Annotated in this window: 27 protein-coding genes; 9 read left to right on the forward strand and 18 right to left on the reverse strand. The window is 71.6% G+C overall.

Going from position 1 to position 26,979, the window contains the following annotated elements; translation table 11 throughout:
- Window positions 1-195: 195 nt before the first annotated feature.
- The 9 genes from GCN81_RS27890 to GCN81_RS27930 all read right to left on the reverse strand — a co-directional run bounded on the left by GCN81_RS27890 (window position 196) and on the right by GCN81_RS27930 (window position 7,925).
- Entirely contained in the window at window positions 196-738 is a 543-nt protein-coding gene (locus GCN81_RS27890) for an amino-acid N-acetyltransferase (RefSeq protein ID WP_156727352.1), read from the reverse strand.
- 10 nt (window positions 739-748) lie between these two features.
- Entirely contained in the window at window positions 749-1,201 is a 453-nt protein-coding gene (locus GCN81_RS27895) for a BlaI/MecI/CopY family transcriptional regulator (protein WP_156727353.1), read from the reverse strand.
- Between the two features lie 111 nt (window positions 1,202-1,312).
- Entirely contained in the window at window positions 1,313-1,519 is a 207-nt protein-coding gene (locus GCN81_RS27900; RefSeq protein ID WP_156727354.1) for a hypothetical protein, read from the reverse strand.
- Window positions 1,520-1,533: 14 nt separating this feature from the next.
- Complete coding sequence (locus GCN81_RS27905; protein ID WP_197287813.1) at window positions 1,534-2,169, reverse strand: hypothetical protein; 636 nt, start codon at window positions 2,167-2,169, stop codon at window positions 1,534-1,536.
- Between the two features lie 195 nt (window positions 2,170-2,364).
- Window positions 2,365-3,171 (reverse strand): type III pantothenate kinase, encoded by an 807-nt coding sequence (locus GCN81_RS27910; protein WP_156727356.1) that lies wholly within the window; start codon window positions 3,169-3,171, stop codon window positions 2,365-2,367.
- Window positions 3,171-4,208 (reverse strand): carboxylating nicotinate-nucleotide diphosphorylase, encoded by a 1,038-nt coding sequence (gene nadC, locus GCN81_RS27915; RefSeq protein WP_197287809.1) that lies wholly within the window; start codon window positions 4,206-4,208, stop codon window positions 3,171-3,173. Before nadC ends, GCN81_RS27910 begins: the two co-directional genes overlap by 1 nt.
- Window positions 4,205-5,953, reverse strand: a complete 1,749-nt coding sequence (locus GCN81_RS27920) for an L-aspartate oxidase (protein ID WP_156727358.1) — start codon at window positions 5,951-5,953, stop codon at window positions 4,205-4,207. Before GCN81_RS27920 ends, nadC begins: the two co-directional genes overlap by 4 nt.
- On the reverse strand, window positions 5,950-6,957 hold the full coding sequence (gene panC, locus GCN81_RS27925) for a pantoate--beta-alanine ligase (RefSeq protein ID WP_156727359.1): 1,008 nt from the start codon (window positions 6,955-6,957) through the stop codon (window positions 5,950-5,952). Before panC ends, GCN81_RS27920 begins: the two co-directional genes overlap by 4 nt.
- The gene (locus GCN81_RS27930; protein ID WP_156727360.1) at window positions 6,954-7,925 is read right to left on the reverse strand and encodes a Rossmann-like and DUF2520 domain-containing protein; all 972 of its coding nucleotides are present in this window, start codon (window positions 7,923-7,925) and stop codon (window positions 6,954-6,956) included. Before GCN81_RS27930 ends, panC begins: the two co-directional genes overlap by 4 nt.
- A gap of 220 nt (window positions 7,926-8,145) precedes the next feature.
- On the opposite strand from GCN81_RS27930, the gene GCN81_RS27935 reads away from it, so the two are divergent.
- Window positions 8,146-9,288 carry a threonine aldolase family protein gene (locus GCN81_RS27935; RefSeq protein WP_156727361.1) on the forward strand — a complete coding sequence of 381 codons (1,143 nt, stop codon included), beginning with the start codon at window positions 8,146-8,148 and terminating at the stop codon, window positions 9,286-9,288.
- 48 nt (window positions 9,289-9,336) lie between these two features.
- On the opposite strand, the gene GCN81_RS27940 is transcribed toward GCN81_RS27935, so the two are convergent.
- Entirely contained in the window at window positions 9,337-9,522 is a 186-nt protein-coding gene (locus GCN81_RS27940; protein ID WP_156727362.1) for a hypothetical protein, read from the reverse strand.
- A gap of 128 nt (window positions 9,523-9,650) precedes the next feature.
- Between GCN81_RS27940 and GCN81_RS27945 the strand changes: the two genes are divergently transcribed.
- Window positions 9,651-10,760, forward strand: coding sequence for a DUF5937 family protein (locus GCN81_RS27945; RefSeq protein WP_156727363.1), 1,110 nt, complete (start codon window positions 9,651-9,653; stop codon window positions 10,758-10,760).
- 63 nt (window positions 10,761-10,823) lie between these two features.
- Here GCN81_RS27945 and GCN81_RS27950 read toward each other — a convergent pair whose 3' ends face one another.
- Together GCN81_RS27950 and GCN81_RS27955 are read right to left on the reverse strand one after the other, a co-directional pair.
- On the reverse strand, window positions 10,824-11,498 hold the full coding sequence (locus GCN81_RS27950; protein WP_156727364.1) for a response regulator transcription factor: 675 nt from the start codon (window positions 11,496-11,498) through the stop codon (window positions 10,824-10,826).
- A gap of 41 nt (window positions 11,499-11,539) precedes the next feature.
- A complete protein-coding gene (locus tag GCN81_RS27955; protein WP_156727365.1) occupies window positions 11,540-12,742 on the reverse strand; it encodes a sensor histidine kinase in 1,203 nt (400 codons plus the stop codon).
- Window positions 12,743-12,860: 118 nt separating this feature from the next.
- Here GCN81_RS27955 and GCN81_RS27960 point away from each other — a divergent pair, with 118 nt between their 5' ends.
- Window positions 12,861-13,946, forward strand: a complete 1,086-nt coding sequence (locus GCN81_RS27960) for an SAM-dependent methyltransferase (protein ID WP_156727420.1) — start codon at window positions 12,861-12,863, stop codon at window positions 13,944-13,946.
- On the opposite strand, the gene GCN81_RS27965 is transcribed toward GCN81_RS27960, so the two are convergent.
- Window positions 13,911-15,062 carry an NADH-quinone oxidoreductase subunit D gene (locus GCN81_RS27965; RefSeq protein WP_156727366.1) on the reverse strand — a complete coding sequence of 384 codons (1,152 nt, stop codon included), beginning with the start codon at window positions 15,060-15,062 and terminating at the stop codon, window positions 13,911-13,913. The genes GCN81_RS27960 and GCN81_RS27965 overlap by 36 nt on opposite strands.
- A gap of 31 nt (window positions 15,063-15,093) precedes the next feature.
- Between GCN81_RS27965 and GCN81_RS27970 the strand changes: the two genes are divergently transcribed.
- Both GCN81_RS27970 and GCN81_RS27975 read left to right on the forward strand, forming a co-directional pair.
- Window positions 15,094-15,615, forward strand: a complete 522-nt coding sequence (locus GCN81_RS27970; RefSeq protein WP_156727367.1) for a PH domain-containing protein — start codon at window positions 15,094-15,096, stop codon at window positions 15,613-15,615.
- A 176-nt stretch (window positions 15,616-15,791) separates the two neighbouring features.
- Window positions 15,792-17,108 (forward strand): PH domain-containing protein, encoded by a 1,317-nt coding sequence (locus tag GCN81_RS27975; protein WP_231627038.1) that lies wholly within the window; start codon window positions 15,792-15,794, stop codon window positions 17,106-17,108.
- Window positions 17,109-17,170: 62 nt separating this feature from the next.
- Here GCN81_RS27975 and GCN81_RS27980 read toward each other — a convergent pair whose 3' ends face one another.
- The 4 genes from GCN81_RS27980 to GCN81_RS27995 form a co-directional block, all read right to left on the reverse strand.
- The gene (locus tag GCN81_RS27980; RefSeq protein WP_156727369.1) at window positions 17,171-18,217 is read right to left on the reverse strand and encodes a coiled-coil domain-containing protein; all 1,047 of its coding nucleotides are present in this window, start codon (window positions 18,215-18,217) and stop codon (window positions 17,171-17,173) included.
- Between the two features lie 95 nt (window positions 18,218-18,312).
- Window positions 18,313-19,293 carry an ABC transporter substrate-binding protein gene (locus GCN81_RS27985; protein ID WP_231627021.1) on the reverse strand — a complete coding sequence of 327 codons (981 nt, stop codon included), beginning with the start codon at window positions 19,291-19,293 and terminating at the stop codon, window positions 18,313-18,315.
- Window positions 19,294-19,331: 38 nt separating this feature from the next.
- Window positions 19,332-20,003 carry an ABC transporter permease gene (locus tag GCN81_RS27990; RefSeq protein ID WP_156727370.1) on the reverse strand — a complete coding sequence of 224 codons (672 nt, stop codon included), beginning with the start codon at window positions 20,001-20,003 and terminating at the stop codon, window positions 19,332-19,334.
- Complete coding sequence (locus GCN81_RS27995; protein WP_156727371.1) at window positions 20,000-20,779, reverse strand: ABC transporter permease; 780 nt, start codon at window positions 20,777-20,779, stop codon at window positions 20,000-20,002. The genes GCN81_RS27990 and GCN81_RS27995 overlap by 4 nt, the downstream gene beginning before the upstream one ends.
- A 169-nt stretch (window positions 20,780-20,948) precedes the next feature.
- Between GCN81_RS27995 and GCN81_RS28000 the strand changes: the two genes are divergently transcribed.
- Window positions 20,949-22,112 (forward strand): ABC transporter ATP-binding protein, encoded by a 1,164-nt coding sequence (locus GCN81_RS28000; protein WP_156727372.1) that lies wholly within the window; start codon window positions 20,949-20,951, stop codon window positions 22,110-22,112.
- A gap of 10 nt (window positions 22,113-22,122) precedes the next feature.
- On the opposite strand, the gene GCN81_RS28005 is transcribed toward GCN81_RS28000, so the two are convergent.
- Window positions 22,123-23,247, reverse strand: coding sequence for an alpha/beta hydrolase (locus GCN81_RS28005; protein WP_156727373.1), 1,125 nt, complete (start codon window positions 23,245-23,247; stop codon window positions 22,123-22,125).
- A 194-nt stretch (window positions 23,248-23,441) separates the two neighbouring features.
- Between GCN81_RS28005 and GCN81_RS28010 the strand changes: the two genes are divergently transcribed.
- The 3 genes from GCN81_RS28010 (at window position 23,442) to GCN81_RS28020 (ending at window position 26,817) form a co-directional block, all read left to right on the forward strand.
- A complete protein-coding gene (locus GCN81_RS28010) occupies window positions 23,442-25,346 on the forward strand; it encodes a phosphatidylglycerol lysyltransferase domain-containing protein (RefSeq protein WP_197287810.1) in 1,905 nt (634 codons plus the stop codon).
- 71 nt (window positions 25,347-25,417) lie between these two features.
- On the forward strand, window positions 25,418-26,320 hold the full coding sequence (gene folP, locus GCN81_RS28015) for a dihydropteroate synthase (RefSeq protein ID WP_156727374.1): 903 nt from the start codon (window positions 25,418-25,420) through the stop codon (window positions 26,318-26,320).
- Window positions 26,317-26,817 carry a nuclear transport factor 2 family protein gene (locus tag GCN81_RS28020; protein WP_156727375.1) on the forward strand — a complete coding sequence of 167 codons (501 nt, stop codon included), beginning with the start codon at window positions 26,317-26,319 and terminating at the stop codon, window positions 26,815-26,817. Before folP ends, GCN81_RS28020 begins: the two co-directional genes overlap by 4 nt.
- Window positions 26,818-26,979 lie beyond the last annotated feature (162 nt).

Consider the following 26,979-nt stretch of genomic DNA (forward strand, 5'->3'; position numbering starts at 1 on the left):
GGCGCGCCCGCCGCTGTTTCACCGTCTCCGGTTATATGGAGTACGTCCGAAAGCAAACCGCTTTTCTCCGGAAAACACAAACCCTTGGGGAGAAGAGGACGGCTGAAGAGACCTTGAAACGTGCGCGTTTCGGACATAGCTACCGCATCGCTGGTCGCTCGGTAACGGATCGGGAACGGGAAAGCGCGTAGTCGATCACAGATGCAGAAGCATCCGACTGTTACCCAGGGTGTTGGGTTTCACTCGTTCGAGTCCCAGGAACTCGGCGACACCTTCGTCATAGGAACGCAGTAGCTCGCTGTAGACATCTCCGTCGACCGGCGTCTCACCAATCTCCACGAAGCCGTGCTTGGCGAAGAAGTCGACTTCGAAGGTGAGACAGAATACCCGGCGCACACCGAGCCAACGCGCTGTCTGCAGCAGCTTCCCGAGTAGCTGATGGCCCACACCGGAGCCCCTGAGCTCGGGGTTCACCGCGAGGGTGCGGACTTCTGCCAGGTCTTCCCACATCACATGCAGGGCACCGCAGCCGACGACCTGTGCGTTGTCGTCGCGTTCCGCGATCCAGAACTCCTGGATGTCCTCGTAAAGCGTCACGGTCGCTTTGTCGAGCAGGATGCTTCGGCGGGCGTACGCGTCGAGGAGCTCGCGCACCGCCGCGACATCGCCGGTCCTCGCCCGGCGGATCGTGACGGCTTTGCCAGGGGCATCGGGATACGCGGGGAGCTCTTCGGACATGAAGCGGACGCTATCGCCCCGCGTCGCCCGCTGCCTCGTCGGGGCTCTCGGGAGTCTCGGAGGTCTTGGGGGGCTCGGAGGGCTCGGCGGTCTCGGACGCCTCGGGTCCCTGCACCATACGTACCGCGTCCGTGAGTGCTTCTCGTTGCTTTGGGGACATCATCCCGAAGAAGGCGACGAGCGCGGCGGCCTGGTTGTCGCTCTGCGACCAGGCCTCGTTCATCAGTGCGGCCGCGTAGGCGGCGCGGGTCGAGACCGCCTCATATCGATAGGCCCGGCCTTCCGCTTCCCGGCGTACCCAGCCCTTCTGATGGAGATTGTCCAATACGGTCATGACCGTCGTGTAGGCGATGGACCGTTCCTGCTGAAGGTCTTCCAAGACTTCTCGAACGGTGACCGGGCGGTTCCAGTTCCACACCCGCGTCATGACCGCGTCTTCGAGATCTCCCAATGGGCGAGGCACAGCAGGAACAATAGTGGGAGATGAGCCTCGGATGCACTATTTGGCCAACAAAAAGGGCGTACGGCTCGAAAAGTGAGCGAGCCGTACGCCGCTGAGGTGCTGTGCGCTGGGTCAGGCCTCGCCGGGGCCGGTTGCCGGGGGCGAGGCCGCCGCGGGCTGGTGGTGGTGGACGTGCGCGGCGCGGGCGACGGCCGCGTCGACCGCGCCGTCCTCCTTGGCCTTGTTTGCGCCGCCCTGGGTCTTGACGATCGTCACGATCAGGCCGATGAAGAACGCGGCCATCACTACGGGTGGCAGGAGCGCGGAGACGTAGTCCATGCCCTCCAGAGTAGCTATCCCGCGACGAGCTTCTGCGGCGGGGCGGGTCGCTCCGGGGCCGGTTCGCGCTCGGGGGCTGGCGTGGGGCCAGGGGCGGCCGGGCGGCGGCGGGGCGGGAAGGCTTCGGCCGGGGTGGGCACCGGGCGGGCGGGGGCGGGGCGGCTGGCCGGGGTGGGCTTCTTGGGGTCGGCGGCGGCCGCCTGAGGCTGTGGCTGTGCCTGTGCCTGTGGCCTGCCGCCGGGCAGGGCGCGCAGGTGGGAGCGGGACACCGGGACCGTGCGGCCTGCCAGCTTGGCGCGTACGGCCTGCTCGGCGAGGGCCTGGCAGTGGGCGAGCAGGGCGGCGGCGGCCGGGTTGCCGCGCAGGGCGCGGAGCGCGGCGAGGTCGTCGGGCTCCGGGCGGTAGCCGGTGGTCAGGGCGTCGGCGAGCAGGTCCAGGTAGCCGGTGGCGGTGCCGGGGAGCGCCTGCCGGTAGCGGGCCAGGTCGGCCAGCAGGAAGGCGCGGAGTCTGGCGCCCTCACGGACCGCCTCCTGGACCGATCCTGCGAGCCGCAGGCAGTCCTGGACGTCCTGGTCGGAGGTAGGGCTGGGGTGGAGGGCAAGGGCGAGGGCGCGTCGGAGCACACGCAGCTCGTCTGCGCTGAACGCCATGCCGCCGCGGGTTCCGTATGGCGTGGGCATGAAACGACGATACGCACTAATCAGACAAAACCCGCTGCACGTTCACTCAGTGGGCGCGGCGGGCGCGGGCCGCTGCTCGACGATCCGGACGTGGAGGCGGTCAGGGCGGGCTCGACCAACGGGCCGCCGCTGGCCTTGGACTTCCCCCGGGGTGGGCGGCTGCGGCTAGTTGCGGGACACGTTGCGTTCGTAGACCATGCGCAGCCCGATCAGGGTGAGCCAGGGCTCGTGCTCGTCGATCACGGTGGACTCGCCGAGGACCATGGGGGCCAGACCGCCGGTGGCGATCACCGTGACGTCGTCGGGGTCGCCCGTGGGGCCGACGAGCTCGCGGGCCATACGGCCGACGACGCCGTCGACCTGGCCGGCGAAACCGTACAGGATGCCGGACTGCATGGCCTCGACGGTGTTCTTGCCGATGACGCTGCGCGGGCGGGTCAGTTCGATCTTGCGGAGCTGGGCGCCCTTGACGCCAAGTGCCTCCACGGAGATCTCGATGCCGGGGGCGATCGCGCCGCCCGCGTACTCACCGCGCGCGGTGACCGCGTCGAAGGTGGTCGCCGTACCGAAGTCGACGACGATCGCCGGGCCGCCGTACAGCTCTATCGCCGCGACCGAGTTGATGATGCGGTCGGCGCCGACCTCCTTGGGGTTGTCGGTGAGGATCGGCACGCCCGTCTTGACGCCGGGCTCGACCAGCACGGCGGGTACGTCGCCGTAGTAGCGGCGGGTGACCTCGCGCAGCTCGTGCAGCACGGAGGGGACGGTGGCGCAGATGGCGATGCCGTCGATGCCGTCGCCCAGTTCCTCGCCCAGCAGAGGGTGCATGCCCATCAGGCCGTTGAGCAGGACGGCGAGTTCGTCGGCGGTGCGGCGGGCGTCGGTGGAGATGCGCCAGTGCTCGACGATCTCCTCGCCGTCGAAGAGGCCGAGGACGGTGTGGGTGTTGCCGACGTCGATCGTGAGCAGCATCAGACCTTCGCCTCACGCAGGTCGAGGCCGATGTCGAGGATCGGCGATGAGTGGGTGAGCCCGCCCACGGCGAGGTAGTCGACGCCGGTCTCGGCATAGGCGCGGGCGGTGTCCAGGGTGAGGCGTCCGGAGGACTCCAGCAGGGCCCGGCCCTGGGTGAGGGCGACCGCTTCGGCCGTCTCCTGGGGCGTGAAGTTGTCCAGGAGGATCAGGTCGGCTCCCGCGTCCAGGACGTCGCGGAGCTGGTCGAGAGTGTCGACCTCGACCTCGATCGGCAGGTCCGGGAACCGCTCGCGTACGGCCTTGAACGCGGCCGCGACACCGCCCGCCGCCACGACGTGGTTGTCCTTGACCAGGGCGGCGTCGGAGAGGGCCATCCGGTGGTTGACGCCGCCGCCGCAGCGCACCGCGAACTTCTCCAGGGAGCGCAGTCCTGGGGTCGTCTTGCGGGTGTCGCGGACCTTGGCGTTCGTCCCGTCGAGCACGTCCGCCCACGCGCGCGTGGCGGTCGCGATGCCGGACAGGCGGCACAGGATGTTCAGCGCGCTGCGCTCGCCGGTGAGCAGGTCGCGGGTGCGGGTGGTGACCGAGATCAGCTTCTGGCCCGCCGCGACCCGGTCGCCGTCCTCGACGTGCCGCTCGACCTCGAACTCGTCCGTGCAGACCACCGAGAGGACCGCTTCGGCGACGCGCAGGCCCGCGACGACGCCCGCCTCACGGGCCGTGAAGTCTCCGGTGGCGACGGCGTCCTCGGGGATGGTGGCGACGCTGGTGACGTCCACACCACCCGCCAGGTCCTCGGCGATCGCCATATGGGCGATGTCCTCGACCTCTACGGGGTCGAGCCCGGCATCGGCGAGCAGGGCCGCCAGTGAGGGGTCGAGGCCGCACTCCATGGGGTCGGGTCCGTCGGCCGCTAGGTCGCCTTCCGCCGCGCAGCCGCAGGCGTCACCGCAGCCGCCGCCCGGGTTCTGGGCGAGCGGGAGCTCGGAGCTTTCGGGGGTGCCAGGGGTGCTGGGGGCGCTCACTTCGGTCACTGCTCCTGGGGCCTGGTGGGAGGAAAGTCGGGCGAGTCGGTGGTGTGTACGGCGAGGGTGCGGTCGGGGTTCAGGCGTACGACGATGTGGCGCCGCCAGTCGGTGTCGTCGCGCTCCGCGTGGTCCTCGCGCCAGTGGCAGCCGCGGGTCTCCTGGCGGCGCTGCGCCGCGGCGACGAGCACGCGCGCGACGCAGAGGAGGTTGGTGGTCTCCCAGGTGTCGGTGCCGGGTTCCGCGGTCTTGCCGTTCTCGGTGAGCTCGCCGCGGGCCTCGGTGTGTACGCGCTGGAGTTCGGCGTCGGCGTCGGCGAGGCTTTCGGCGGAGCGCAGCACTCCGGCGCCGGTGGTCATGATCCGCTGGATGGTGAAGCGGGCGGCGGCGGGGAGCAGGGGGTGGGCGGGCCGCTCGGGTTCCGGAGTGATGACCGGGGTGGCGACCGGGGCGGAGGCCTCCTCGCCTACGCGCGCGTGGGCGGCGATGTCGTCCGCGATGCGTTCGGCGTAGACCAGGCCTTCCAGCAGGGAGTTGGAGGCCAGGCGGTTGGCGCCGTGTACGCCGGTGCAGGCGACCTCGCCGCAGGCGTAGAGGCCGTCGACCGTGGTGCGGCCCAGCCGGTCGGTACGGACGCCGCCGGACGCGTAGTGGGCGGCCGGGGCGACGGGGATCGGCTCGGTCACCGGGTCGATGCCGTGGGCGCGGCAGGCGGCGAGGATGGTGGGGAAGCGGGTGGCCCACATCTCGGCGCCGAAGTGCCGGGCGTCCAGGTACATGTGCTCGGCGCCCTGCTCGGCCATCCTGCGCATGATCGCCTTGGCGACGATGTCCCGGGGGGCCAGTTCGGCGAGTTCGTGCTGGCCGAGCATGAAGCGGGTGCCGTCGGCGTCGACGAGGTGGGCGCCCTCGCCGCGTACCGCCTCGGAGACCAGCGGCTGCTGGCCCTCGGCGTCCGAGCCGAGGAAGAGCACCGTGGGGTGGAACTGCACGAACTCCAGGTCGCTGATCTCCGCCCCGGCCCGCAGCGCCAGGGCCACGCCGTCGCCCGTCGACACCGAGGGGTTGGTGGTGGCCGAGAAGACCTGGCCCATGCCGCCGGTCGCGAGCACCACCGAGCGCGCGTGGACCGCGCCGACGCCGTCGTGCTGGCCCTCGCCCATGACGTGCAGGCTGACCCCGGCCGCGTGGCCTTCGGCGTCCGTCAGGAGGTCGAGTACCAGGGCGTTCTCGACGGTACGGATCCCCCGCTCGCGTACCGCGTCGACCAGGGCGCGGGAGATCTCCGCGCCGGTCGCGTCGCCGCCCGCGTGGGCGATACGGCGCCGGTGGTGGCCGCCTTCGCGGGTGAGCTCGATCTCGCCGGAGGCCGAGGTGTCGAAGTGCGCGCCGGTGGCGATGAGGCGGCGTACCGCGTCGGGGCCTTCCGTGACCAGGAGCCGTACGGCTTCCTCGTCGCAGAGGCCCGCGCCCGCCACCAGGGTGTCGTCCAGGTGCTGTTCGGGGGTGTCGCCGTCGCCGAGCGCGGCCGCGATGCCGCCCTGCGCCCAGCGGGTCGAGCCGTCGTCCAGGCGGGCCTTGGTGACGACGACGGTGCTCAGGCCCGAGGTCGCGCAGCGCAGTGCGGCGGTGAGGCCCGCCACGCCGGAGCCGACGACGACCACGTCGGCGTCGATGGCCCAGCTGGGGGCCGGGGCGTGCAGCCGTATGCCGGTGCCGGTGCCGGTCACGGAGGTGCCGTTCAGGGGGCTCATGAAGCGGCTCCGAACGTGAGAGGGATGTTGTCGATCAGGCGGGTGGCGCCGACCCGTGCGGCGACCGCGAGGATCGCCTCGCCGGTGAAGCCGTCCGGGACCTCGGTGAAGTCGGCCGGGTCGACCAGGGCCAGGTAGTCCAGGACCAGCGGGGGCCGGGCGGCCGCCGCGTCGTCCAGTACGGCCCTGGCGGCCGCGCGAACCGCGGCCGGGACGCCGAGCGACGCCTGCGCGACCGCGTGCGCGTCGGCCGCGGCACGGGCCTCGCCGAGGGCGCTGAGGGCGACGGCGCGCTCTCGGGCCGCCGGGGTGGCCGCCGCGCGCGCGTGCAGGGCCTGCTGGGCGGTGAGCCGGTCGCGGCCCGCGAACAGGGCGGTGGCCAGGGCGAGCGCGGTACGGCGCTCGGCTGGCGAGAGGTAGCGGTTGCGGCTGGACAGGGCCAGGCCGTCCGCCTCACGCACGGTCGGTACGCCGACGATCTCCACCGGGAAGTTCAGATCGCGGACCATGCGGCGGATCAGGGCGAGCTGCTGCGCGTCCTTCTGCCCGTACAGCGCGACATCGGGGGCGGTGAGGTGCAGCAGCTTGGCGACGACGGTGAGCATGCCGTCGAAGTGTCCGGGGCGGGTGCGGCCTTCGAGGAGCTCGCCCATGGGGCCCGCGGAGATGCGGACCTGCGGCTCACCGCCGGGGTAGACCTCCTCGACCGAGGGGGCGAAGACCAGGTCGGCGCCGGACTGTTCGGCGGTCTTGAGGTCGGCGTCCAGGGTGCGCGGGTAGCGGTCCAGGTCCTCGCCCGCGCCGAACTGGAGCGGGTTGACGAAGACGGTGACCACGACCTGCCCCTCGGGGCCGACCAGGTCGCGGGCTTCGCGGACGAGGGTCGCGTGTCCCGCGTGCAGGGCGCCCATCGTCATCACAACGGCCCTGCGGCCCTGGCCCTGTACGCGCGCGTGGCCGTGCGGGTGGAGGTCGGCGGCGGTGTGCGCCAGCGTGGTGGTCATCGGGTGCCGCCTCCCTCGGCGTTGCCGTGGCCCTGGCCGTGGCCTGGGTCGTGGCCTTCGTGGGACAGGACGCCCAGCAGGTCCTCGGCGAGCTCCGGCTTGAGCAGGCCGTGGGCCAGCGCGCGGTCGGCGGTGGCGCGCGCCATGGCCAGGTACCCGGCGACCGTGCCGGGAGCGTGCTCGCGCAGCTCGGCGACATGGGCGGCGACGGTACCCGCGTCTCCGCGCGCGACGGGGCCGGTGAGCGCCCCGTCGCCGGAGCGCAGCGCGTTGTCGAGCGCCGCGCCGAGCAGCGGACCGAGCATCCGGTCCGGGGCCTCGACGCCTGCCTGCCGCAGCAGGTCCATGGCCTCGGCGACCAGGGTGACCAGGTGGTTCGCGCCGAGCGCGAGGGCCGCGTGGTAGAGCGGGCGGGCCGCTTCGGCGATCCACTCGGGCTCGCCGCCCATCTCGATGACCAGGGCTTCGGCGGCGAGCCGCAGCTCGTCGGGGGCGGTCACGCCGAAGGAGCAGCCAGCGAGGCGCTGTACGTCGACGGGGGTGCCGGTGAACGTCATGGCGGGGTGCAGGGCGAGCGGCAGCCCACCGGCCCGGAGCACCGGATCGAGGACCCTGGTGCCGTACCGCCCCGAGGTGTGCACCACCAGCTGGCCCTGGCGTACGGCACCGGTCTCGGCCAGCCCCTCGACCAGCCCGGGCAGCGCGTCGTCCGGGACGGTGAGCAGGACGAGGTCGGCGCGCGCGAAGACCTCGGCGGGCGGCACCAGGGGCACGTCGGGCAGCAGCAGAGCCGCGCGGCGCACGGATGCCTCGGAGACGCCGGACGCGGCGACCGGGCGGTGCCCGGCGAGTCGCAGCGACGCCGCGAGCGCGGGTCCGACCCGACCGGCGCCCACGACGCCGACGGTGAGCCGGGCAGGGCGGTCCTTCGGGTCCGGTGGGGGACCCGGGTGCTGAGTTGCGTTCACGCGTCGACGGCCTTCCGTTCCAGTCCGCGCGGGGTACCGGACGATTTCTCGTCATGCTAACGCGAGGTGTTCGCGTGAGGCTCGGGCTGTCCACAGGCGACGGTGGGGCCAGCGCGGAGTTATCCACAAGCGAGGTGATCCACACGAGGTGATCCGTGAAACAAGAGGTGATCCGCAAAAGGTGTGGCCGGGGCGGAGACGCCTACGAGAGCATCAGCGGATGAGTGAACTGGAACGGCGACGGGCGGCACGGCGGGGTGCCACACGAGCCCTGTGGGAGCCGATGTTCGACCTCACGCTCGGGGAGCGGCTCGCTCACCTGACGGCGGAGGCGCCCGCTGTGTACGACCTCGACCAGGTGACCGACATCTACGGCAACGGCGTGGTCGAAGAGCTGGAGCGCCGGGTCGCCAACCTGCTCGGCAAGGAGGCGGCCGCGTTCTTCCCCACCGGGACCATGGCGCAGCAGGTCGCCCTGCGGTGCTGGGCGGGGCGTACGGGCGACAGCACGGTCGCGCTGCATCCGCTCGCCCACCCCGAGCAGCACGAGCGCGGTGCCTTCGGCGCGGTCAGCGGGCTGCGGACGGTGCACCCCACCCGGGAGCCACGGCTTCCCACGGCGGACGAGATACGGGACTTCGACGAGCCCTTCGGGACGCTGATGCTGGAACTGCCGCTCAGGGAGGCCGGTTTCGTCCTCCCCACCTGGCAGGAGCTGACCGAGGTCGTCGAGGCCGCGCGGGAGCGGGACGCGGTGGTGCACTTCGACGGGGCGCGGCTGTGGGAGTGCGTCACGCACCTCGGGCGGCCGCTGGACGAGATCGCCGCGCTCGCGGACAGCGTGTACGTGTCGTTCTACAAGTCGCTGCAGGGACTCGGCGGGGCGGTACTGGCCGGTCCCGAGACGCTGGTCGAGGAGGCGCGGGCCTGGCGGCACCGGTATGGCGGGCAGGTGTTCCAGCAGTTCCCGACCGCGCTGTCGGCGCTGCTCGGCCTGGAGCGGGAGCTGCCCCGGCTACCGGAGTACGTCGCCCACGCGCGCGTGGTCGCCGAGGCACTGCGGGAGGGGTTCGCGGCGGCGGGAGTGCCGTGGGTTCGGGTGCACCCGGAGGTGCCGCACACCCACGAGTTCCAGGTGTGGCTGCCGTACCCGCCCGAGACGCTGAACGAGGCGGCCGTCACCCAGGCCGAGGAGACGAAGACCGTGCTCTTCCGGTACTGGGACGCCGTCGGCCCTGGGCTGTCCCGTATCGAGTTGACGGTGGGGGGCGCGGGGCTGGAGTGGACCGCTGAGGACGTCCGGGGCGCGGTCGCGGACTTCGTCCAGCGCGTGGACTCTGCGGCGATGGGCGCGGACGGCTGAGGGCACGGCGCGGCGCCCCAGCGGGAGCGGCTCACGAGCCGGAGCGGCTCACGCAACGCGTCCCCGGAGCAGGCGGGTGAGGAGGCGGCCGTGGGGCTTGCGTACGGGCACCCTGGGGGCGTCGCGGAGTTCCTCAAGCAGGCCTCGGTCGTAGCTTCCCGGCGCTGGCAGCTGGGGTTCACCGTGCTGGGCGGCGCGGTAGGAGTCGAGGGCGAACTGGGCGGTGATGCTCATGGCGTTCCTCCGGTACGGATGGGGTGAGGTGCTTCGAGACTCCGCCCGGCACCCCGCCCCGGTCACGTCGATTGATGGGAGCCGTCAATCGACGGGGCGTTGTCAGACCCCGGGTGCACCATGGGGTCGTGAGCGTGACGATCGACATCAGCGGACTGCCAGCCGAGCGGGTCACCGCCGCCCCCTCGCCGTTGGCCGAACTGGGCATGGCACTGCACGCGTTGACCGAGCCCAGCCACCACCCGAGCCTGCGCGGCTGGGCGAGCGCCACCGCCACGCGGCTGGACTGCTGCCTCGCGGACCGGCTCTCCGAGGCCGAGTTCCTGTGGCGTACGTCGTTCTCGGACGTCTTCCTGCCGTTCGCCGGGGCACCAGGGGGCCGTGCCCTGCCGGGCGCCACGCTCGCCGACGAGCTCGACCAGCTGGACAAGCTGAGCGACAGCCAGTTCGTGGCCGCCGCGCTGGAGTTCACCTGCCAGACCTTCTACGGCACAGTCGCCGAGCCCGACGCGCTGACCGACCCCGCCGCCCGGCAGCGTGCTCTGGACCTGACCGCGACGCGCGGGCCGCAGCAGCTCAACTTCACCCGGCGGCTGCTGGATGACCCGCCCGTCCTCCGCCGCTGGTTCCGGGAGCTGGTGCAGGACTGCGACGAGGCGTTCTTCGCGGACACCTGGGCCCGCCTCGGCCCGGAGCTCGCCGCCGACGCCCGGCACAAGAACGAGCTGCTCAGGCACCGAGGGCTCGGCGAAGCGCTGGCCGCGACCTCCAAGGCCGTCGTGCTGGACGAGAAGACGTCCACCGTGTCCGTCGACAAGCTGGCCGACGGGCACACCCGCACAGGAAGCGGCGGGCTTCTGCTGGTGCCGACCAGCCTCGGCTGGCCGCACCTGATGGTGCTGTCCCGCTACGCCTGGCAGCCGGTGATCCACTATCCGGTCACCCCGTCCGCGTTGTCCGCCCGTTCGTCGGTACGGGAGCTGACGCGGCGTATGGAGGCACTGGCCCACCCCGCGCGGATGCGGTTGTGCCGGTTCCTGGCCCGTGCCCCGCACACCACCAGCGAGCTGGCGGACGCGCTGGGCATGAGCGCGCCGGAGATATCCCGGCACCTGGCCGTGCTGAAGAAGGCCGGTCTGCTCACGTCCCAGCGGCGCGGACGCTATGTCCTGCACCAGCTGGACCTGACCACGGTGGCGCGGCTCGGCAGCGACTTCATCGAGGGCGTACTCCGCTGACCCCGGCCGCGCGCCCGCTCAGGCCGCGCCCGCTCGGGCCACTCCAGTTCAGGCCGCGCCGGTTCAGGCCGCGCCGCCCCCGGCCCGTACCAGCCCCGTCTCATAGGCGAGCACCACCACCTGCACCCGGTCGCGCAGCCCCAGCTTGGTGAGGATGCGGCCCACATGGGTCTTCACCGTGGCCTCCGAAAGCACCAGCCGCGCCGCGATCTCACCGTTCGACAGGCCCTGGGCGACGAGCACCATCACCTCGCGCTCGCGGTCGGTGAGCCGCTCCAGCTCCTTGAGCTGGGGCTGCGCGCCGGTCGACGGCAGCATCGACGAGAAGCGGTCCAGGAGCCGCCGCGTAGTGGACGGTGCCACCACCGCGTCCCCGCTGTGCACCGAGCGGATCGCGGCCAGCAGTTCGCCCGGCGGCACGTCCTTGAGCATGAAGCCGGACGCCCCGGCCTTCAGCCCCGAGAAGGCGTACTCGTCCAGGTCGAAGGTGGTGAGGATCAGCACCTTGGGCGGATCGTCCTGGGCGCAGATACGGCTGGTCGTCTCGACGCCGTCCAGCTTCGGCATCCGTACGTCCATCAGCACCACATCGACCTCGGTGGAGCGCAGCCGCTCCAGGGCCTCGACGCCGTCGCCCGCTTCCGCGACGACGTCCATGTCCGGCTGGGCGGCGAGCACCATCCGGAAACCGGTACGCAGGAGCGCCTGGTCGTCGACGAGCATCACGCGAATCGGCATGCGGGTCCCTCCAGGGGATCACGGGGTCTCGATGACAGGTGTCAGTGGGCAGGCTTGAGCGGCAGCAGCGCGCTGATCCGGAACCCGCCGCCTGGCCGGGGTCCGGCGTCCAGCGTGCCGCCGACCATACCGACGCGCTCGCGCATGCCGATGAGTCCGTGGCCGGCGCCGTCGGCGCCGCCATCCTGGTACAGCTCCTGCGGCGCGCCCTTGCCGTCGTCCTCGACGAGCAGGCCGAGCCCGTCGTCGAAGTAGACGATGCGGACGCTGGCGCCCGCGTTGGGGCCGCCGTGCTTGCGGGTGTTGGTGAGGGCTTCCTGGACGATGCGATACGCGGTGAGCTCCACGCCGCTGGGCAGCGGCCGCGGGGTCCCCTCGATCTTGAAGTCGACCGTGACGCCGGCGTCCCGTACCTGCTCGACCAGCTCGTCGATCTGCTGGACGTCGGGCTGCGGCACGTACTCCCCGGCCTCCTCGTGCTCGCCGGTACGCAGCACCCCGAGCAGTCTGCGCATCTCGGCGAGCGCCTGGCGGCCGGTGCCCGAGATCGTCTCCAGGGCCTGTTTCGCCTGCTCAGGGGCGGTGTCCAGGACATAGGCCGCGCCGTCGGCCTGGACCACCATGACGGAGACGTTGTGCGCCACGACGTCGTGCAGCTCGCGGGCGATCCGCGCGCGCTCGGCCGCGACCGCGACCTTGGCCTGCGCCTCGCGCTCCTTCTCCAGCCGGGTGGCGCGCTCCTCGACCTCCGCGAAGTAGGCGCGGCGGGTGCGGACCGAGTCGCCCATGACCCAGGCGAGGGCGAACGGCACCATCATCAGCGCCGCGTAGAGGCTGTTCCCGAACGCGCCCGTATCGGCGGCGGGCCAGCGCAGCTGCGCGAGTGGCGCCGCGACCAGCCCGCCGACCAGCGCGAACCTACGGGCCCAGGGCGCGCCGATGGCCGCCACGGTGTAGATCACGACCAGCATCGCGAAGTCCGCCACCATCACCCCGACCCCGGTGAGCAGCTGGACGACACCGGCCCCGGCGGCCAGGAGCAGCATCTTCTCGGGCGCGCGGCGGCGCAGCGCGACCACGGTGGCCAGGGCAAGGACGACCAGCAGCGCGGGGACCCGCGGGCCCCGGTGCTCGTAATCCGCCGTGGAGAGCTCGCCGACCCCGGACACCATCAGCAGGACGACGGCCCAGAAGCTGTCGACGCCCGTCGGGTGTCTGCGGAGAAAGTCATAGAAGCGCTGCACGTAACCCAGCGTAGGGATACGTCCTGTGTGCGGGGGTCAACCGCAGGTTCGATCCGGGGCCCGGCCGCGTACTCCCCAAGGTGGAGGGCCGCATACCCTTTCCGCTGTGACTTCCGCTGTGACGAACGACCGGTCTGGTGCGTGGCGCGGGTGGCGGGAGGCGACCGAGGCCGCGTTGTACGGGCCGGGCGGCTTCTATCTGCGCCCCGAGGGGCCCGGAGGGCATTTCCGCACGTCAGTGCACGCGTCCGGGCTGTTCGCCGAGGCGGTGGCGCGGCTGCTGTGCCGGGTGGACACCGCCCTGGGGCGGCCGCCCCGGCTGGACTTCGTGGATGTCGGCGCGGGGCGCGGCGAGCTGGTCACGGGGGTGCTCGCGGCGCTGCCCGCCGAGGTGGCGACGCGGGTGCGGGCTTACGCGGTCGAGCGGGCGGCGCGCCCCGCGGACCTGGATGATCCCCGGATCGAGTGGACCGGCGGCGTCCCGGACGGCGTCACCGGGCTGCTCTTCGCCAACGAGTGGCTCGACAACGTACCGGTTGACGTGGTGGAGGTGGACCCGTCCGGGGTTCCGCGCCGGGTTCTGGTGCGCGCCGACGGTACGGAGTCGCTGGGCGACCCGGCGACCGGCCCGGACGCGCGATGGCTGGCGCGCTGGTGGCCGCTGTCGGATGAGCCGGGGCTGCGGGCGGAGCCCGGGGCGCCCCGGGACGCGGCGTGGGCGGCGGCGGTGGGGCGGCTGACGCGGGGGCTGGCGGTCGCGGTGGACTACGGGCACGCGCGCGGGGACCGGCCCGCCTTCGGGACCCTCACCGGTTTCCGGGAGGGGCGGGAGTGCCGTGCGGTGCCGGACGGTACGTGTGACATCACCGCGCATGTGGCGCTTGACGCGTGCGCCGAGGCGGGCGCGGGTGTGGTGGATGGTGCGGGCGCGGTGGTGGAAGGCGCGGCGGGCGTGGCGCCGCGGCTGCTGACACAGCGGGACGCGCTGCGCGGGCTCGGGGTGCGCGGGTCGCGGCCGCCGCTCGCGCTCGCCTCCAGTAACCCCGTGGGCTATCTGCGGCGCCTGTCCGGCGCGGGCGAGGCCGCCGAGCTCACCGCGACCGGTGGGCTCGGGGACTTCGGGTGGCTGGTGCAGCCCGTGGGCGTCGGTATCGGCGTACCAGCCGGGCTATTTGTCGACGTCACCGACGACGAAGAACAGTGACCCGAGGATCGCGACCATGTCGGAGATCAGCGTGCCGGGCAGCAGTTCGGTGAGTGCCTGGATGTTGTTGTACGACGCCGAGCGCAGCTTCAGCCGGTACGGGGTCTTCTCGCCCTTGGAGACCAGGTAGTAGCCGTTGATGCCGAGCGGGTTCTCCGTCCAGGTGTAGGTGTGCCCTTCAGGGGCCTTGAGCACCTTCGGCAGGCGCTGGTTGATCGGGCCGGGGGGCAGCTCGGCGATGCGGTCGAGGCAGGCGTCCGCGAGGTCGAGGCAGTTGTGGCTCTGCTCCAGCAGGCACTCGAAGCGGGCCAGGCAGTCACCCTCCTGCCGGGTCGCCACCTTCAGTACGGACTGCAGCTCGCCGTACGCCAGATACGGCTCGTCCCGCCGCAGGTCGAAGTCCACGCCCGAGGCACGGGCGATCGGCCCGCTGACTCCGTACGCGTGGGCCACCTCGGGCGTCAGCACGCCGACACCCCTGGTGCGCGCGCGGAAGATCTCGTTGCCCAGGACGAGGCGGTCGTACACCTCGATCCGCGACCGTACGGACGCGACCGTGTCACGCACCCGGCCGAGCCAGCCCGCGGGCAGGTCCTCCTTGAGGCCGCCGACGCGATTGAACATGAAGTGCATACGACCGCCGGAGACCTCCTCCATGACGGCCTGGAGCTCCTCGCGCTCCCTGAAGGCGTAGAACACCGGGGTGATTCCGCCCAGTTCCAGCGGGTACGAACCAAGGAACATCAGGTGGTTGAGCAGACGGTTCAGCTCGGCCAGCAGGGTCCGGGTCCAGACCGCGCGCTCGGGCACCTCCATGCCGAGCATCCGCTCGACGCCCAGGACCACACCGAGTTCGTTGGAGAAGGCGGAGAGCCAGTCGTGGCGGTTGGCCAGCATCACGATCTGCCGGTAGTCACGGGCCTCGAAGAGCTTCTCCGCGCCACGGTGCATATAGCCGATCACCGGCTCCGCGCGCTGGATGCGCTCGCCGTCGATGACCAGGCGCAGGCGCAGTACACCGTGGGTGGACGGATGCTGAGGCCCGATGTTGAGCACCATGTCGGTGCTCTCCGCGGCGCCGCCGATGCCGACCATGGTCTCCGTCTTGGGCGTCATGGAGACAGTCTGTCGTACGTAGGGTGGGTCTATGGAGACCGGGACAGCGGAGATGCCGGACACACCGGATACACCAGACACGTCGGGCGGGGAACCTGCCTGGATCGGGCTCCCGCGCGCTCTGCTGAGCCTGCGCAGGCTGCTGCTCGTGGTGTGGCTGACGCCGCTGACCGTGGCCACGGGCGTGCTGCTGGGGGTGTTCGCCGGGCCCGTGTGGGCCGTGTTCGCGGTGCTGCCGGGGGGCCTGATGGCCTGGGGATGGCTGCTGCTCGGCCGTAACTGGCGCTCCTGGCGGTACGCGGAACGCGTCGATGACCTGCTGATCAAGCGCGGGGTGTTGTGGCGTGAGGAGACGGTCGTGCCGTACGGGCGGATGCAGCTCGTGGAGGTGACGTCGGGGCCGCTGGCCCGGAAGTTCGGGCTGGCGAGCGTGCAGCTGCACACGGCGGCCGCGGCGACGGACGCGACCCTGCCGGGGCTGGTCCCCGAAGAGGCGCAACGGCTGCGAGACCGGCTCACGGAGCTGGGCGAGGCACGATCGGCGGGCCTGTGAGCACGCCACCGCCGGACGCGCGGTCGGAGCACCAGGACGCGTCGCGGCCCGACGGGTCCCGCGCCCCCGATCCCGTACGAGACGCCGGGGCCGACGCCGACGCTGCGGCCGAGGCAGAGGCCGCGGTCGAAGCAGAGGCCGACGCCGCGTCGGAGAGTGGGCGGCGGGAGCGGCGGCTGCATCCCGTTACGCCTTTTCGGCGTGCCTGGGCGCCGATAGCGGTGCTCGCGGGTACGGCGTTGCACGACCCCAACCGGGCACAGCGCACGTTCACCGAAATGACCTTCACCTCGCTGCTCTTGGTCATCGGGGTCGTCGTGCCGCTCGCGGCCCTCTACGGCTTCCTGAGCTGGTGGGTCACCCACTTCTCGGTCACCGACACCGAGCTGCGCATCCGCACCGGGCTGCTGTTCCGGCGCACCGCGCACATCAGGCTCGACCGGCTCCAGGCCGTGGACATCACCCAGCCGCTGCTCGCCCGCTTCTTCGGCGTCGTCAAGCTCAAGATGGACGTCATCGGCACCGACTCCAAGGACGAGCTGGCCTATCTGAGTGAGCGGGACGCCCGCGCGCTGCGGGCCGAACTCCTGGCGCGCGCCGCCGGGTTCGCGCCGGAGACCGCGCACGAGGTGGGTGAGGCGCCGGTGGAGCATCTGCTGTACGTCCAGCCGCGCACCCTGGTCGTGTCGTTGCTGCTCAGTGGGTCGGTCTGGGCGCTCGTCCTGGCCGGACTGATCGTTCCGCCGCTGCTCTGGATGGCCACCCACAGCGTCGGCGTGCTGATCGCGACCGGGCTGCCGCTCCTGGGTATGGCCGGGGCGAGCAGCGTGGGGCGGTTCGTGAAGGAGTACGGCTGGACGGTGGGCGGCTCCCCGGACGGGCTCCGCATCGACCACGGGCTGCTCGACAAGCTGCACGAGACGGTGCCGCCGGGGCGGGTCCAGACGGTGCACATCGTGGAGCCGCTGTTGTGGCGGCGGCGCGGCTGGGTACGGGTGGAACTGGCCGTGGCGGGCTCGTCCAATGACCTGCTGGTACCGGTGGCGCCGCGCGCCACCGCCGAGGCGCTGGTCGCCCGGGTCCTGCCGGGGGTGACGGTGCCGCGCGAGCTGAGCCACGCGCCGGGCCGGGCGGGGTGGGTCACGCCGGTCTGGTGGCGCGGGTACGGACTACGGGTCACCGACACCGTCTTCGTGGCCCGGACGGGGCTGCTGACCCGGCGTCTCTCGCTCGTGCCGCACGCCAAGGTGCAGAGCGTACGGCTGACCCAGGGCCCGTGGGAGCGGAAGCACCGGATCACGGACGTCCATGTGGACACGGGCGCCAACAAAACGGTCACCGCCCGGCGGCGGGACGCCGACGAGGCCGCCGCGCTGCTCTCCGCGCAGGCGGACCGCTCCCGTACGGGCCGCCGCGAGGCCCGCCCCGACCGCTGGATGGCGTCACCCGGGACTGACCGGCCGGGCGACCCGGAGGGCGACCGGCCAGGCTGACGGCGACTTCGGTATCGGTATCGGTATCGGCGTCGGCGTCGGCGTCGGGCGGGGCTGTCGTCCTACGAGATCGCGGTACGCAGCTCGCTCATGTTGATCTGCTCGGTCTCGTCGTGCTCCGTCAGGTCGATGACCTGACCCGCCACCCGCTGGCCCGGGGGCAGCGCCTTGGCGTCCGGGCCCTCGGACGCCGTGTCGGCGTCGTCCGCCGCCGCGGACGCCTCCGCCAGGTCCGCCTGGGATTCAGCCTCATGGATGGCCATGACCTCCTCGCCCACCACATCGGCGAGGTCGTCCTGCGTACCGAAGAAGTCGAAGCCGCCCACCACGCCGCGCCGCACGGGCGTGTGCGGTACGACGGCCGCGGCGGCCGGAACCGTGTAGTGCCCGGCGGCCGCACGCTCGTGCACGGCGACCGCCTCGGGCTTCCCCTGCCCCGCGCCCGCCTCCTCGGCCGCCGTGGCGTCGCGCCGCTCGGGCGCACCGCCCCGGGCGAGCCGGTCGAGCGCGTCGTTGGCCCGCGCGTACAGCGAGGCGCGCGGCACATCACCGGAGGTGCCACCCCCGGACGCGGCGCCTGACGCGGCATCGGACGCACCGCCGGACGCACCGCCGTCAGCGAGCGCGGGCGGCAGCGCCGCCCGAGTCGGCTCGGCCGCCCCGATCGCGAGCTGCCGACGTCCCTCCAGGGCGCTGGCGCGCTCGGTCTCCGCCGTGGCGTACCGGCGCAGGAGCGCGGCGTGCTCCGTGCGCAGAGCGGCCAGCTCGACGCGCTTGGCCCGGAGCTTGGCCTCCAGTTTCCCGCGCAGCTCCCGGGACTCCTCCAGGTCGGCCTCCAGCTCGGCCGTCCGCTCCTCGTGCCGCCACCCGTCGCTCGTTCTGGCGCGGGTGAGTTCCGCGACCCGCTTTCCGGCCTGTAGGTCCCACTGGCGCGTCACGACCGCGCCCACCACAGCGGCGGCAGCGGCGGCCGCCGCCAGGGCGCGGATCATCACGGGTTCCGCGAACAGCCAAGCGGCTGCCGCGCACACGACGGCGGCGCCCGCGACCCCGGAGGGGGGAAGCAGCCTGTGCAGGGGTGGGGAATGGCGGTGGCGTCCTCGTGGCATGGCCAAAAACTTACCGTGCGTGCGTACGGCGCGGGGGCCCGCCCGTCAATCCGCCCCGTTTTTTGCCGCCACAGCCACCACCGCCCGTCCCGCGGCTACTTCTTGAGCAGTCCCTTGGACTCCAGATACTCCTTCGCCGCGTCCGCCTCCTTCACGCGTTCCGCGTCGACCTTGCGATTCAGTTCCATCAGGTCGTCGGTGGTCAGGGTGTCGGTCAACTTCCCCAGTACGTCGGCTATCTCGGCGCTGCCCGCGTCCTTGGCGTTCACCACGGGGACGACGTTGTCGGCGTTCTGGAGCTTCTTGTCGTCCTCAAGCAGGACGAGGTCGTAGTTGTCCAGCGTCGCGTCCGTCGTCGTAGTCAGCACCAGTTGGTCGGTGCCGTCCTGGACGGCCTTCTTGGACTGCGGGGTGCCGACGCCCTTGGGGTCGATTCCGGCGACGTCGATGCCGTACGACGCCTTCAGCCCGGGAGCGCAGAACGGCCGGACCTCGCACTCGTCACCGGCCGCGATCCTGACCTTCAGCTTCGACTTGCCGAGATCCGACAGGGTCTTGAGGTTGTGCTTCTTCGCGTATCGCTCACTCACCGCGAAAGCGTTCTGGTCGACCGCTTCGCCGTGCGGCAGCACCTTCAGCCCGCGCGGCTTGGCCAGCTTCCGCAACGCGGCCACCGTGTCGTCCGCGTCGCTGGAGGCGACGGGCTTCTCCTCGGGGGCCTTCGGGCCGTTCTCCTTGGCGTTCAGGAATTCGGCGAGGGTCGCGGCGTATTCCGGCATGACATCGATCTGGCCCTTCTCCAGGGCGGGCGCATAGATCTCGCGGTTCTCCACCGTCTTGATCGACGTGCTGTATCCGGCGTCGCTCAGCAGTTGCGCGTACAGCTCCGCCAGCACCTTGGACTCGGTGAACTTGGCCGCGCCGACCACGAGTGAGCCCTTCTTGTCCTTCTCACCCGCCTTGCCCGAGTCCTTGTCCTCCAGACTGTCGCCGCCACAGGCGGTGAGCCCTACGGACAGCGCCAGGGCACCGAGCACCGTCCCGGCCATGCGCGTACCGCGCGGAAACGTCTTCATATCCCTCACCATCCATAGGAATGTCATGTCGCTGGCCGCTAGGCCGTTCTGCCCCGCATCGGGTCGCACCACCTGCCCGCCAGCACCAGCGCCCCCTCCACCAGCAGCGCGAGCGCCGCGACCAGGGCCGCACCGGCCACCACCTGGGGCGTGTTCTGCAGGTTGAAGCCCTCGGTGATGATCCGGCCGAGGCCGCCTTGGCCCGCCATCGCGGCCAGCGTGGCCGTGGCGACCACCTGGACCGCGGCGGACCGCAGCCCGGTCATGATCAGCGGGTACGCGAGGGGGAGTTCGACCCGTAGGAAAACCTGGCGGCCGCTCATCCCCATACCCCGCGCCGCCTCCACCACCGCCCGGTCCACCTCGCGCATCCCGATGTAGGCGTTGGTCAGCAGCGGCGGCACGGCGAACAGCACCAGCGCGATCAGCGTGGGCAGGTCGCCGTACTTCCCCAGCGGGGTGAGGGTCAGGAGCACCAGCACCGCCAGGGTGGGTATCGCCCGACCCACATTGGAGATGTTGATCGCGAGCGCGCCCCCCTTACCGAGGTGGCCGAGCAGCAGCGCGACCGGCAGCGCGATCAGACAGGCCACCAGCAGGCAGGTCCCGGTGAAGTACAGGTGCTCGCCGAGCCGGTTCCAGACGCCCTTCTCGCCCTGCCAGTTGGCGCTGGTCGCCAGCCAGCCGTAGGCCTCCGAGAGCATGTTCATATCGCCCCGGCCGCCTCTGGCTTAGCGTCCGACGTCGCGTCCGACGTCGCGTCCGACTCCGCGGGCAGCTCCGCCGCCGCGCGCCCCGGCGTGGGAGCCGCGCGCCGCGTGCGTATGCGAGTCCAGGGCGTCAGCCACCGCTGGAGCCCGAGAAGGAGCAGATCGGCGGTGACCGCGAGCAGGACACACAGCACCGACGCCGCCAGGACCTGCGCCTTGAAGTCCGTCTGCAGCCCGGACATGATCAGCCCGCCCAGACCGCCGTAGTCCACGATCGCGCCCACGGTCGTCATCGCGACGGTGGCGACGGTCGCTATCCGCACCCCCGCGAACAGCGCGGGCAGCGACAGCGGCAGCTCGACCTCCCACAGCAGCCGCCAGGAGCCGTACCCCATCCCCCGCGCCGCCTCCCGCGCGTCCTCGGGGACGGCTTCGAGTCCGGCCAGGATGTTCCGTACGAGAATCGTCAGCGAGTACAGCACCAGGCCGGTGACGACCAGCGCGGCAGAGAGCCCGAACACCGGCAGCAGCAGCGAGAACATGGCCAGCGACGGAACCGCGTACAGCACGGTGGTCAGCCCCAGCACCGCGCCCGCGAAAGCGCGGTGCCGACGCGCGAACAGCGCCAGCGGAAACGCGATCAGCAGGCCGATCACCACCGACACCGCGGTGATGCCCAGGTGCTGGACCGTCGCGTCAGTCAGCTCCTGGCTGCGCGTGCGGAGGTACTCACCGCACACCCAGTCATTGGCCACCAGGCAGTTGGGCTCACTCACCCCGCCGCACCTCCCCCGATCCCCGCCCGCGCCGGAATCCCGAATCCGCGTGGTCCCGAACGCGTGTCTGACAACTCCTCAAGACCCTAACCCTGAGCACTGACAATCGCCGAGAGCCACCGTCGTGCAGCACCATGGTGGGTCCGCGAACCCACCACAATGGGGAGTCATGATCCGGTTCGAGCACGTCAGCAAGCGGTACCCCGACGGCACCACCGCCGTGGACGACCTGTCCTTCGAGGTCGCCGAGGGCGAACTGGTCACCCTCGTCGGCCCGTCCGGCTGCGGCAAGACCACCACGATGAAGATGATGAACCGGCTCATCGAACCCACGTCGGGCCGGATCCTCCTCGACGGCGAGGACATATCCACCGTCGACCCGGTCCAGCTCCGGCGCCGTATCGGCTATGTCATCCAGCAGGTGGGCCTGTTCCCGCACAAGACCGTCCTGGACAACACCGCCACCGTCCCGCACCTGCTCGGCTGGAAGCGGGGCAAGGGCCGCGAGCGCGCCGCCGAACTCCTCGACCTGGTCGGCCTGGACCCCGGCGTCTACGGCGACCGCTACCCCGACCAGCTCTCCGGTGGACAGCGTCAGCGCGTCGGCGTCGCCCGCGCGCTGGCCGCCGACCCGCCCGTACTGCTGATGGACGAGCCGTTCGGCGCCGTGGACCCGGTCGTACGCGAGCGCCTCCAGTCGGAGTTCCGCAAACTGCAGTCGACGCTGCGCAAGACCGTCCTCTTCGTCACCCACGACATGGACGAAGCGGTCCGCCTCGGCGACCGCATCGCCGTCTACGGCGCTGGCCGCATCGAGCAGTTCGACGCCCCGGCCGCCGTGCTCGGCGCTCCCGCCACCGAGTACGTGGCCGACTTCGTCGGCGCCGACCGGGGCCTGAAGCGCTTGTCGGTCACCCCCATCGAGGAGAGCGACCTCGAACAGCCCCCGGTGGTACGCCTGGACGACCCGGTCGCCGATGCCGCGCGACGGCTGCGCGCCAGCGACGCCCGCTGGGCGGTCGTCCTGGACGGCGAGGACAATCTGCACGGCTGGATCTCCGCCGAACACACCCAGCTCGCCGGGACCGTACGCGACCACGCCCGCCGTATGGAGGCCTGGCTGCCCGTCGGCGCCCCGCTGAAGCAGGCGTTCGCGACGATGCTCCAGCACGACGCGGGCTGGATCGCGGTCATCGACGAGCGCGGCGACGGCCGCTTCCTGGGGGTGCTCACCCCCGCGACACTGCACGAGGCGCTGCGCCGCTCGACCACCGCGGACGCGCGCGACGTCGCACGCAGCGAGGTGGAGTTGGAGACCGTCAGCGGCCGCTGAGAGCCTTTCTTCAAGTGGCGGAGAGGCGGCCGCTGAGCCACTCCAGGGCAGGCGGGATCTCCCGCCGCCAGGTGGTGAAGTTGTGCCCGCCGCGCTCGAGGATGATCGATGACACCCGGGTCGGCGGCCGCACCTTGTCGATGAGCCGCAAGGTGTCGCGGTAGTTGCCCTCGCCCTCCTTGCTGCTGGTCACCAGCAGCGAGACGGGCGGCGGCGGTTCGTGGTCCAGCAGCCACAGCAGGTCGGCGCGCCGCTCCAGGCGCTTGTCACCGTGGAAGAGGTCGCCGGTGTCGCGGTCCTGGGGGGCCTTGTAGCCAGCGGAGAGCCCGGCGCCCGCGGCGAAGCGGTCGGGGTGCTTCACCGCGATCTTCAGGGCGCAGTAGCCGCCGGTGGAGTTGCCGATCACGCCCCAGTTCTCGGGTTTCTCACCGACCCGGTAGTGGCGGGAAATCGCCGTGGGCAGGTCCTGCGCGAAGAACGTCTCGGTCTGCGGGCCGTTCGGAACGTCCACACACTCGGTGTCCCGTGGCGGGGCGACCGTCGGCCGCAGCATCACCAGGACCATGGGCCGCATCGTGCCCTTGCGGGCCTGCTCATGGGCGGTTGCCGGGTAGCGCAGGCCGTTGAGCAGGTTCTCCGCGGTGCCGGGGAAGCCGGTGATCACGACCGATGCGGGGAAGGTACGGTCCTCGTACTCCGGCTGAAAGTACTCCGGTGGCAGATATACGTAGGCGTTGCTGGCGATCCGCGACGTCTGCCCCGAGATCTCGACCCGCTGGATCTGGCCACCGATGGTGGGCTCGGAGCTGCCGGGCACATGGTTCACGCGCTGCTTGCCCAGCACCTTGACCAGGGTGCTCGCGCCACCGCCCGCGGCGTGGTCCTGGACCACGCCCATCTGCCGCTCCTGGCCGAAGAGATCGGACCAGGAGGCGTAGAACTCGAACGTCCTGTTGGCGGAGAGCCCCACCGTGGAGAACACCAGCGCCTGGGTGGCCGCCAGCAGCGTGACGCGGCCGAGTACGGCGCGCCAGGTACGGCCAGCGAACCTCGGCCACAGCCAGACGGTGCCGATGAACAGCAGGAGTGCCAGCGAAGCCGCCAGTGCCAGCACAAGGTTGCTCTTGAGACCCATGGGGTGTTCCTGTCCGCACTTCCTGCCCGGTCCGAAGTCCTGGCTGAGGTTCTGGCTGAGGTTCCAGCTGAGGTTCTGGCTGAGGTTCTGGCTGATCTGAGTAAACCGGCCTCCCGTCCGGAGCGTCCTAGAGAGCGCAAATTGTCCCGCCATAAAGGGCGGGCTACGGCTCTCTCGCGGAACTACGGGATGCGATGTCTGTCAGAGTAGATGGGGAAATATCAGCAGAGGTTCCGGGGAAGCTGCGCCGCGCACTCCGAGGTCCAAGCCCGGCGAAGGTCCCCGCCCTGGTCGCCACCGCCTGCACCATCGTGGGTCTGCTGGACATCGCCGCGGGCGCGATCCCGCGCTTTCGGCACAGCCGTATGCACGCCATCGCCGAGGTGCTCCCCGGCGCACTCGGCCCCTTCGCCGCCGCCCTCTCGATCAGCGCGGGCGTCCTGCTGCTTCTGCTCGGCCACGGGCTGCGGCGTGGGAAGCGGCGGGCCTGGCGGGCCGCCGTGGTGCTGCTGCCGGTCGGTGCGCTGGCCCAGCTGCTGTACCGGAACTCCTTCGTCGGCACCCTGATCTCGCTGGTTCTGCTCGCACTGCTGCTACGGCACCGCGGCGAGTTCGCCTCCCTGCCCGATCCGCGCAGCCGCTGGTACGCGCTCGCCAACTTCGTGCTGGTGGGCACCGGTTCGATCAGCCTGGGCCTGGTCATCGTGAGTACCCGCCCGCGCCACGTCGTCGGCGACCCGAGCATCGCCGAGTACCTCTCGCACGTACTGTTCGGCCTGGTCGGCTTCGCGGGCCCGGTCGAGTACACCGGACGTACGGCCACGACCGTGGCGTACTCGCTGGGCGCGCTTGGCCTGCTCACCGCGATCACCACCGTCTATCTGGCGTTCCGCCCCGAGCACCCGGCGGCCCGCCTCACCGAAAGCGACGAAACCCGGCTACGCGAACTCCTCGCCCGGCACGGTGCCCGCGACTCGCTGGGTCACTTCGCGCTGCGCCGCGACAAAGCCGTCGTCTTCTCGCCCAGCGGCAAGGCGGCCGTCTGCTACCGCGTCATCTCCGGCGTGATGCTCGCCAGCGGTGACCCCATCGGCGACGTGGAGGCCTGGCCGGGCGCGATCGAGCGCTTCATGGACGAGGCCAAGCGGCACTCCTGGACCCCCGCCGTGATGGGCTGCTCGGAGACCGGCGGCGAGGTGTGGACCCGCGAGACCGGTCTGGACGCCCTTGAGCTGGGCGACGAAGCGGTGGTGGATGTCCCGGATTTCTCCCTGTCCGGGCGCCCGATGCGGAACGTGCGCCAGATGGTCAAGCGCATCGAACGGGGTGGGTACGAGACCCGGGTACGGCGCGTCCGTGACCTCAGCGACACCGAACTGGCCCGCATCCAGCGCGCCGCGGCCGACTGGCGCGGCACCGACACCGAGCGCGGCTTCTCGATGGCGCTCGGCCGGATCGGCGACGCGGCGGACGGCGACTGTCTGATCGCCACCGCGCACAAGCGGGACGAGCGGGACGTGCAGGCCGTGCGGGACGTGCAGGCCGTGCGGGACGTGCAGGCCGTGCGGGACGTGCGGGACGAGCAGCCTGGGCCGTACGGGGATCTGAAGGCCGTACTGCACTTCGTGCCCTGGGGCTCGGATGGCGTCTCGCTTGATCTGATGCGCCGGGACCGCGCGGCTGACCCCGGGATGAACGAGCTGCTCATCGTGGCGTCTTTGCTGGCCGCGCCGAAGCTGGGCGTCAACCGGGTCTCGCTCAACTTCGCGATGTTCCGCTCGACACTCGCCCGCGGCGAGAAGCTGGGGGCGGGGCCGGTGCTGCGGGTCTGGCGTGGGCTGCTCGTGTTTCTCTCCCGCTGGTTCCAGATCGAGTCCCTGTACAAGTTCAACGCCAAGTTCCGCCCCCGCTGGGAGCCCCGCTTCATCGTCTTCCGCACCACCCGCGACCTGCCCCGCATCGGCATCGCCGCGATGCGGGCCGAGGGTTTTGTGACCCTCGCCCTGCCCCGCTTCCTGCGCCTGGGAGCAAGGGGGCCACGCCCCTGCCCGCACCGGCCGTCAATGGAGTGCCAGGACCCCGAGATCCGGGCCGCCTAGCCGAGCACTCGTGGCCGACCTGCGGGCCCCTGGGGCGCGGCAGCTACTCCGTCCGGGCCTAGGCTGGAGGCATGAGTACGTTGTATGGCCGAGGGTCGGTCGAAGGCCTGCCTACGTTCGACCGCTGCGCGGTCATGGGCGTCGTCAATGTCACGCCGGACTCCTTCTCCGACGGCGGGCGCTGGTTCGACACCACGACCGCCGTCAAACACGGCCTGGACCTGGTCACCGAGGGCGCCGACCTGGTCGATGTCGGCGGCGAGTCCACCCGCCCCGGCGCCAGCCGCGTCGACGAGGCGGAGGAGCTGCGCCGGGTCGTGCCGGTGGTGCGGGACCTGGTCTCCGAGGGCGTCACCGTCTCCGTGGACACCATGCGGGCCAAGGTCGCCGAGCAGGCGCTCAAGGCGGGGGCCAGGCTGGTCAACGACGTCAGCGGTGGCCTCGCCGACCCCGCCATGGTGCCGACCGTCGCCGCCGCTGGCGCCCCCTTCGTGGTCATGCACTGGCGCGGCTTCAGCGCGGACATGAACAGCAAGGCGGTGTACGAGAACGTGGTCAGCGAGGTCGTCGCCGAGCTCCACGCGCGCGTGGAGGCCGTCGTCGCCGGGGGGATCGCCCCCGAGCACCTGGTGATCGACCCGGGTCTGGGCTTCGCCAAGCAGGCCGAGCACGACCTGGCGCTGATGGCCCACCTGGCGGACCTGCGCGCGCTCGGCCGCCCGATCCTGGTCGCCGCCTCCCGTAAGCGCTTCCTCGGCCGCGTACTCGCCGGGCCCGAGGGAGCCCCGCCGCCCGCCAGGGAGCGGGACGCCGCCACCGCCGCGGTCTCCGCGATCGCCGCGCACCAGGGCGCCTGGGCGGTACGGGTCCACGAGGTACGCGCCACCGCGGACGCGGTACGCGTCGCCCGCGCCATCGAAGGCGCCACCACCATCGAGGGCGTCGCCACTCCCGGTGCCGAGGGAGCCCAGTGACGTCGTCGCAGACCGAAGCCGTCACCCAGGCGAACACAGCCTTCTACGAGGCGATGGAGCGCGGCGACTACGACGAACTGGCCGCTCTGTGGCTCGACGACGGTTCGGGCGATCCCGACGCCTGGTCGGACGTGTCCTGTGTGCACCCCGGCTGGCAGGTGCTCACCGGGCGCGGCGAGGTTCTCAGGTCGTACGCCGCGCTGATGGCGCAGATCGAGTACATCCAGTACTTCCTGACCGATCTGCGGGTCCGCGCGTACGGTGACACCGCCATCGTGACCTGCACCGAGAACATCCTGCTCGGCGGCCCCACCGAGGAGGGCAGCGAGCTCGGCCCGCTGGTCGGCCAGCAGTTCGTCGCCACCAACGTGTTCCACCGCACACCCGACGGCTGGAAGATGTGGGCCCACCACTCCTCGCCGGTCCTCTCCGACTCCGACGAGGAGGAAGACGGCGAAGGCGGCGGAGGCGGCGGAGGCGGCGAGTCACCCGCCTGAGTGGGGCGGGGACCGTACGGGATTGGGATCGCCGATCACGGGGTATAGGCCGCTACCAGCCATGGCCCCGGCTGTCCATAGCCCCCGTGGGCGAGCGCTGTCGGTGCGCGCAGGTAGATTCGCCCTCAGGCCCGCGCGGCGACCGCACTCGGCGAGGGGCTG

This window comes from Streptomyces apocyni, assembly GCF_009739465.1.
In the GTDB taxonomy this organism is placed as follows: domain Bacteria; phylum Actinomycetota; class Actinomycetes; order Streptomycetales; family Streptomycetaceae; genus Streptomyces; species Streptomyces apocyni.

Excerpts from the sequence above, each read along its gene's own strand:
- GCN81_RS27935 (WP_156727361.1), top strand. The coding sequence starts at position 8,146 with ATGAGTGAACTGGAACGGCGACGGGCGGCACGGCGGGGTGCCACACGA.
- GCN81_RS27950 (WP_156727364.1), bottom strand. The coding sequence starts at position 11,498 with ATGCCGATTCGCGTGATGCTCGTCGACGACCAGGCGCTCCTGCGTACC.
- GCN81_RS27905 (WP_197287813.1), bottom strand. The coding sequence starts at position 2,169 with ATGGCGTTCAGCGCAGACGAGCTGCGTGTGCTCCGACGCGCCCTCGCC.
- GCN81_RS27900 (WP_156727354.1), bottom strand. The coding sequence starts at position 1,519 with ATGGACTACGTCTCCGCGCTCCTGCCACCCGTAGTGATGGCCGCGTTC.
- GCN81_RS28005 (WP_156727373.1), bottom strand. The coding sequence starts at position 23,247 with ATGGGTCTCAAGAGCAACCTTGTGCTGGCACTGGCGGCTTCGCTGGCA.
- GCN81_RS27920 (WP_156727358.1), bottom strand. The coding sequence starts at position 5,953 with ATGAGCCCCCTGAACGGCACCTCCGTGACCGGCACCGGCACCGGCATA.
- GCN81_RS27940 (WP_156727362.1), bottom strand. The coding sequence starts at position 9,522 with ATGAGCATCACCGCCCAGTTCGCCCTCGACTCCTACCGCGCCGCCCAG.
- GCN81_RS27990 (WP_156727370.1), bottom strand. The coding sequence starts at position 20,003 with ATGAACATGCTCTCGGAGGCCTACGGCTGGCTGGCGACCAGCGCCAAC.
- GCN81_RS27985 (WP_231627021.1), bottom strand. The coding sequence starts at position 19,293 with ATGAAGACGTTTCCGCGCGGTACGCGCATGGCCGGGACGGTGCTCGGT.
- panC (WP_156727359.1), bottom strand. The coding sequence starts at position 6,957 with ATGACCACCACGCTGGCGCACACCGCCGCCGACCTCCACCCGCACGGC.
- GCN81_RS27970 (WP_156727367.1), top strand. The coding sequence starts at position 15,094 with ATGGAGACCGGGACAGCGGAGATGCCGGACACACCGGATACACCAGAC.
- GCN81_RS27980 (WP_156727369.1), bottom strand. The coding sequence starts at position 18,217 with ATGCCACGAGGACGCCACCGCCATTCCCCACCCCTGCACAGGCTGCTT.
- GCN81_RS28010 (WP_197287810.1), top strand. The coding sequence starts at position 23,442 with ATGTCTGTCAGAGTAGATGGGGAAATATCAGCAGAGGTTCCGGGGAAG.
- GCN81_RS27890 (WP_156727352.1), bottom strand. The coding sequence starts at position 738 with ATGTCCGAAGAGCTCCCCGCGTATCCCGATGCCCCTGGCAAAGCCGTC.
- GCN81_RS27910 (WP_156727356.1), bottom strand. The coding sequence starts at position 3,171 with ATGCTGCTCACGATCGACGTCGGCAACACCCACACCGTCCTCGGCCTC.
- GCN81_RS28000 (WP_156727372.1), top strand. The coding sequence starts at position 20,949 with ATGATCCGGTTCGAGCACGTCAGCAAGCGGTACCCCGACGGCACCACC.
- folP (WP_156727374.1), top strand. The coding sequence starts at position 25,418 with ATGAGTACGTTGTATGGCCGAGGGTCGGTCGAAGGCCTGCCTACGTTC.
- GCN81_RS27965 (WP_156727366.1), bottom strand. The coding sequence starts at position 15,062 with ATGACGCCCAAGACGGAGACCATGGTCGGCATCGGCGGCGCCGCGGAG.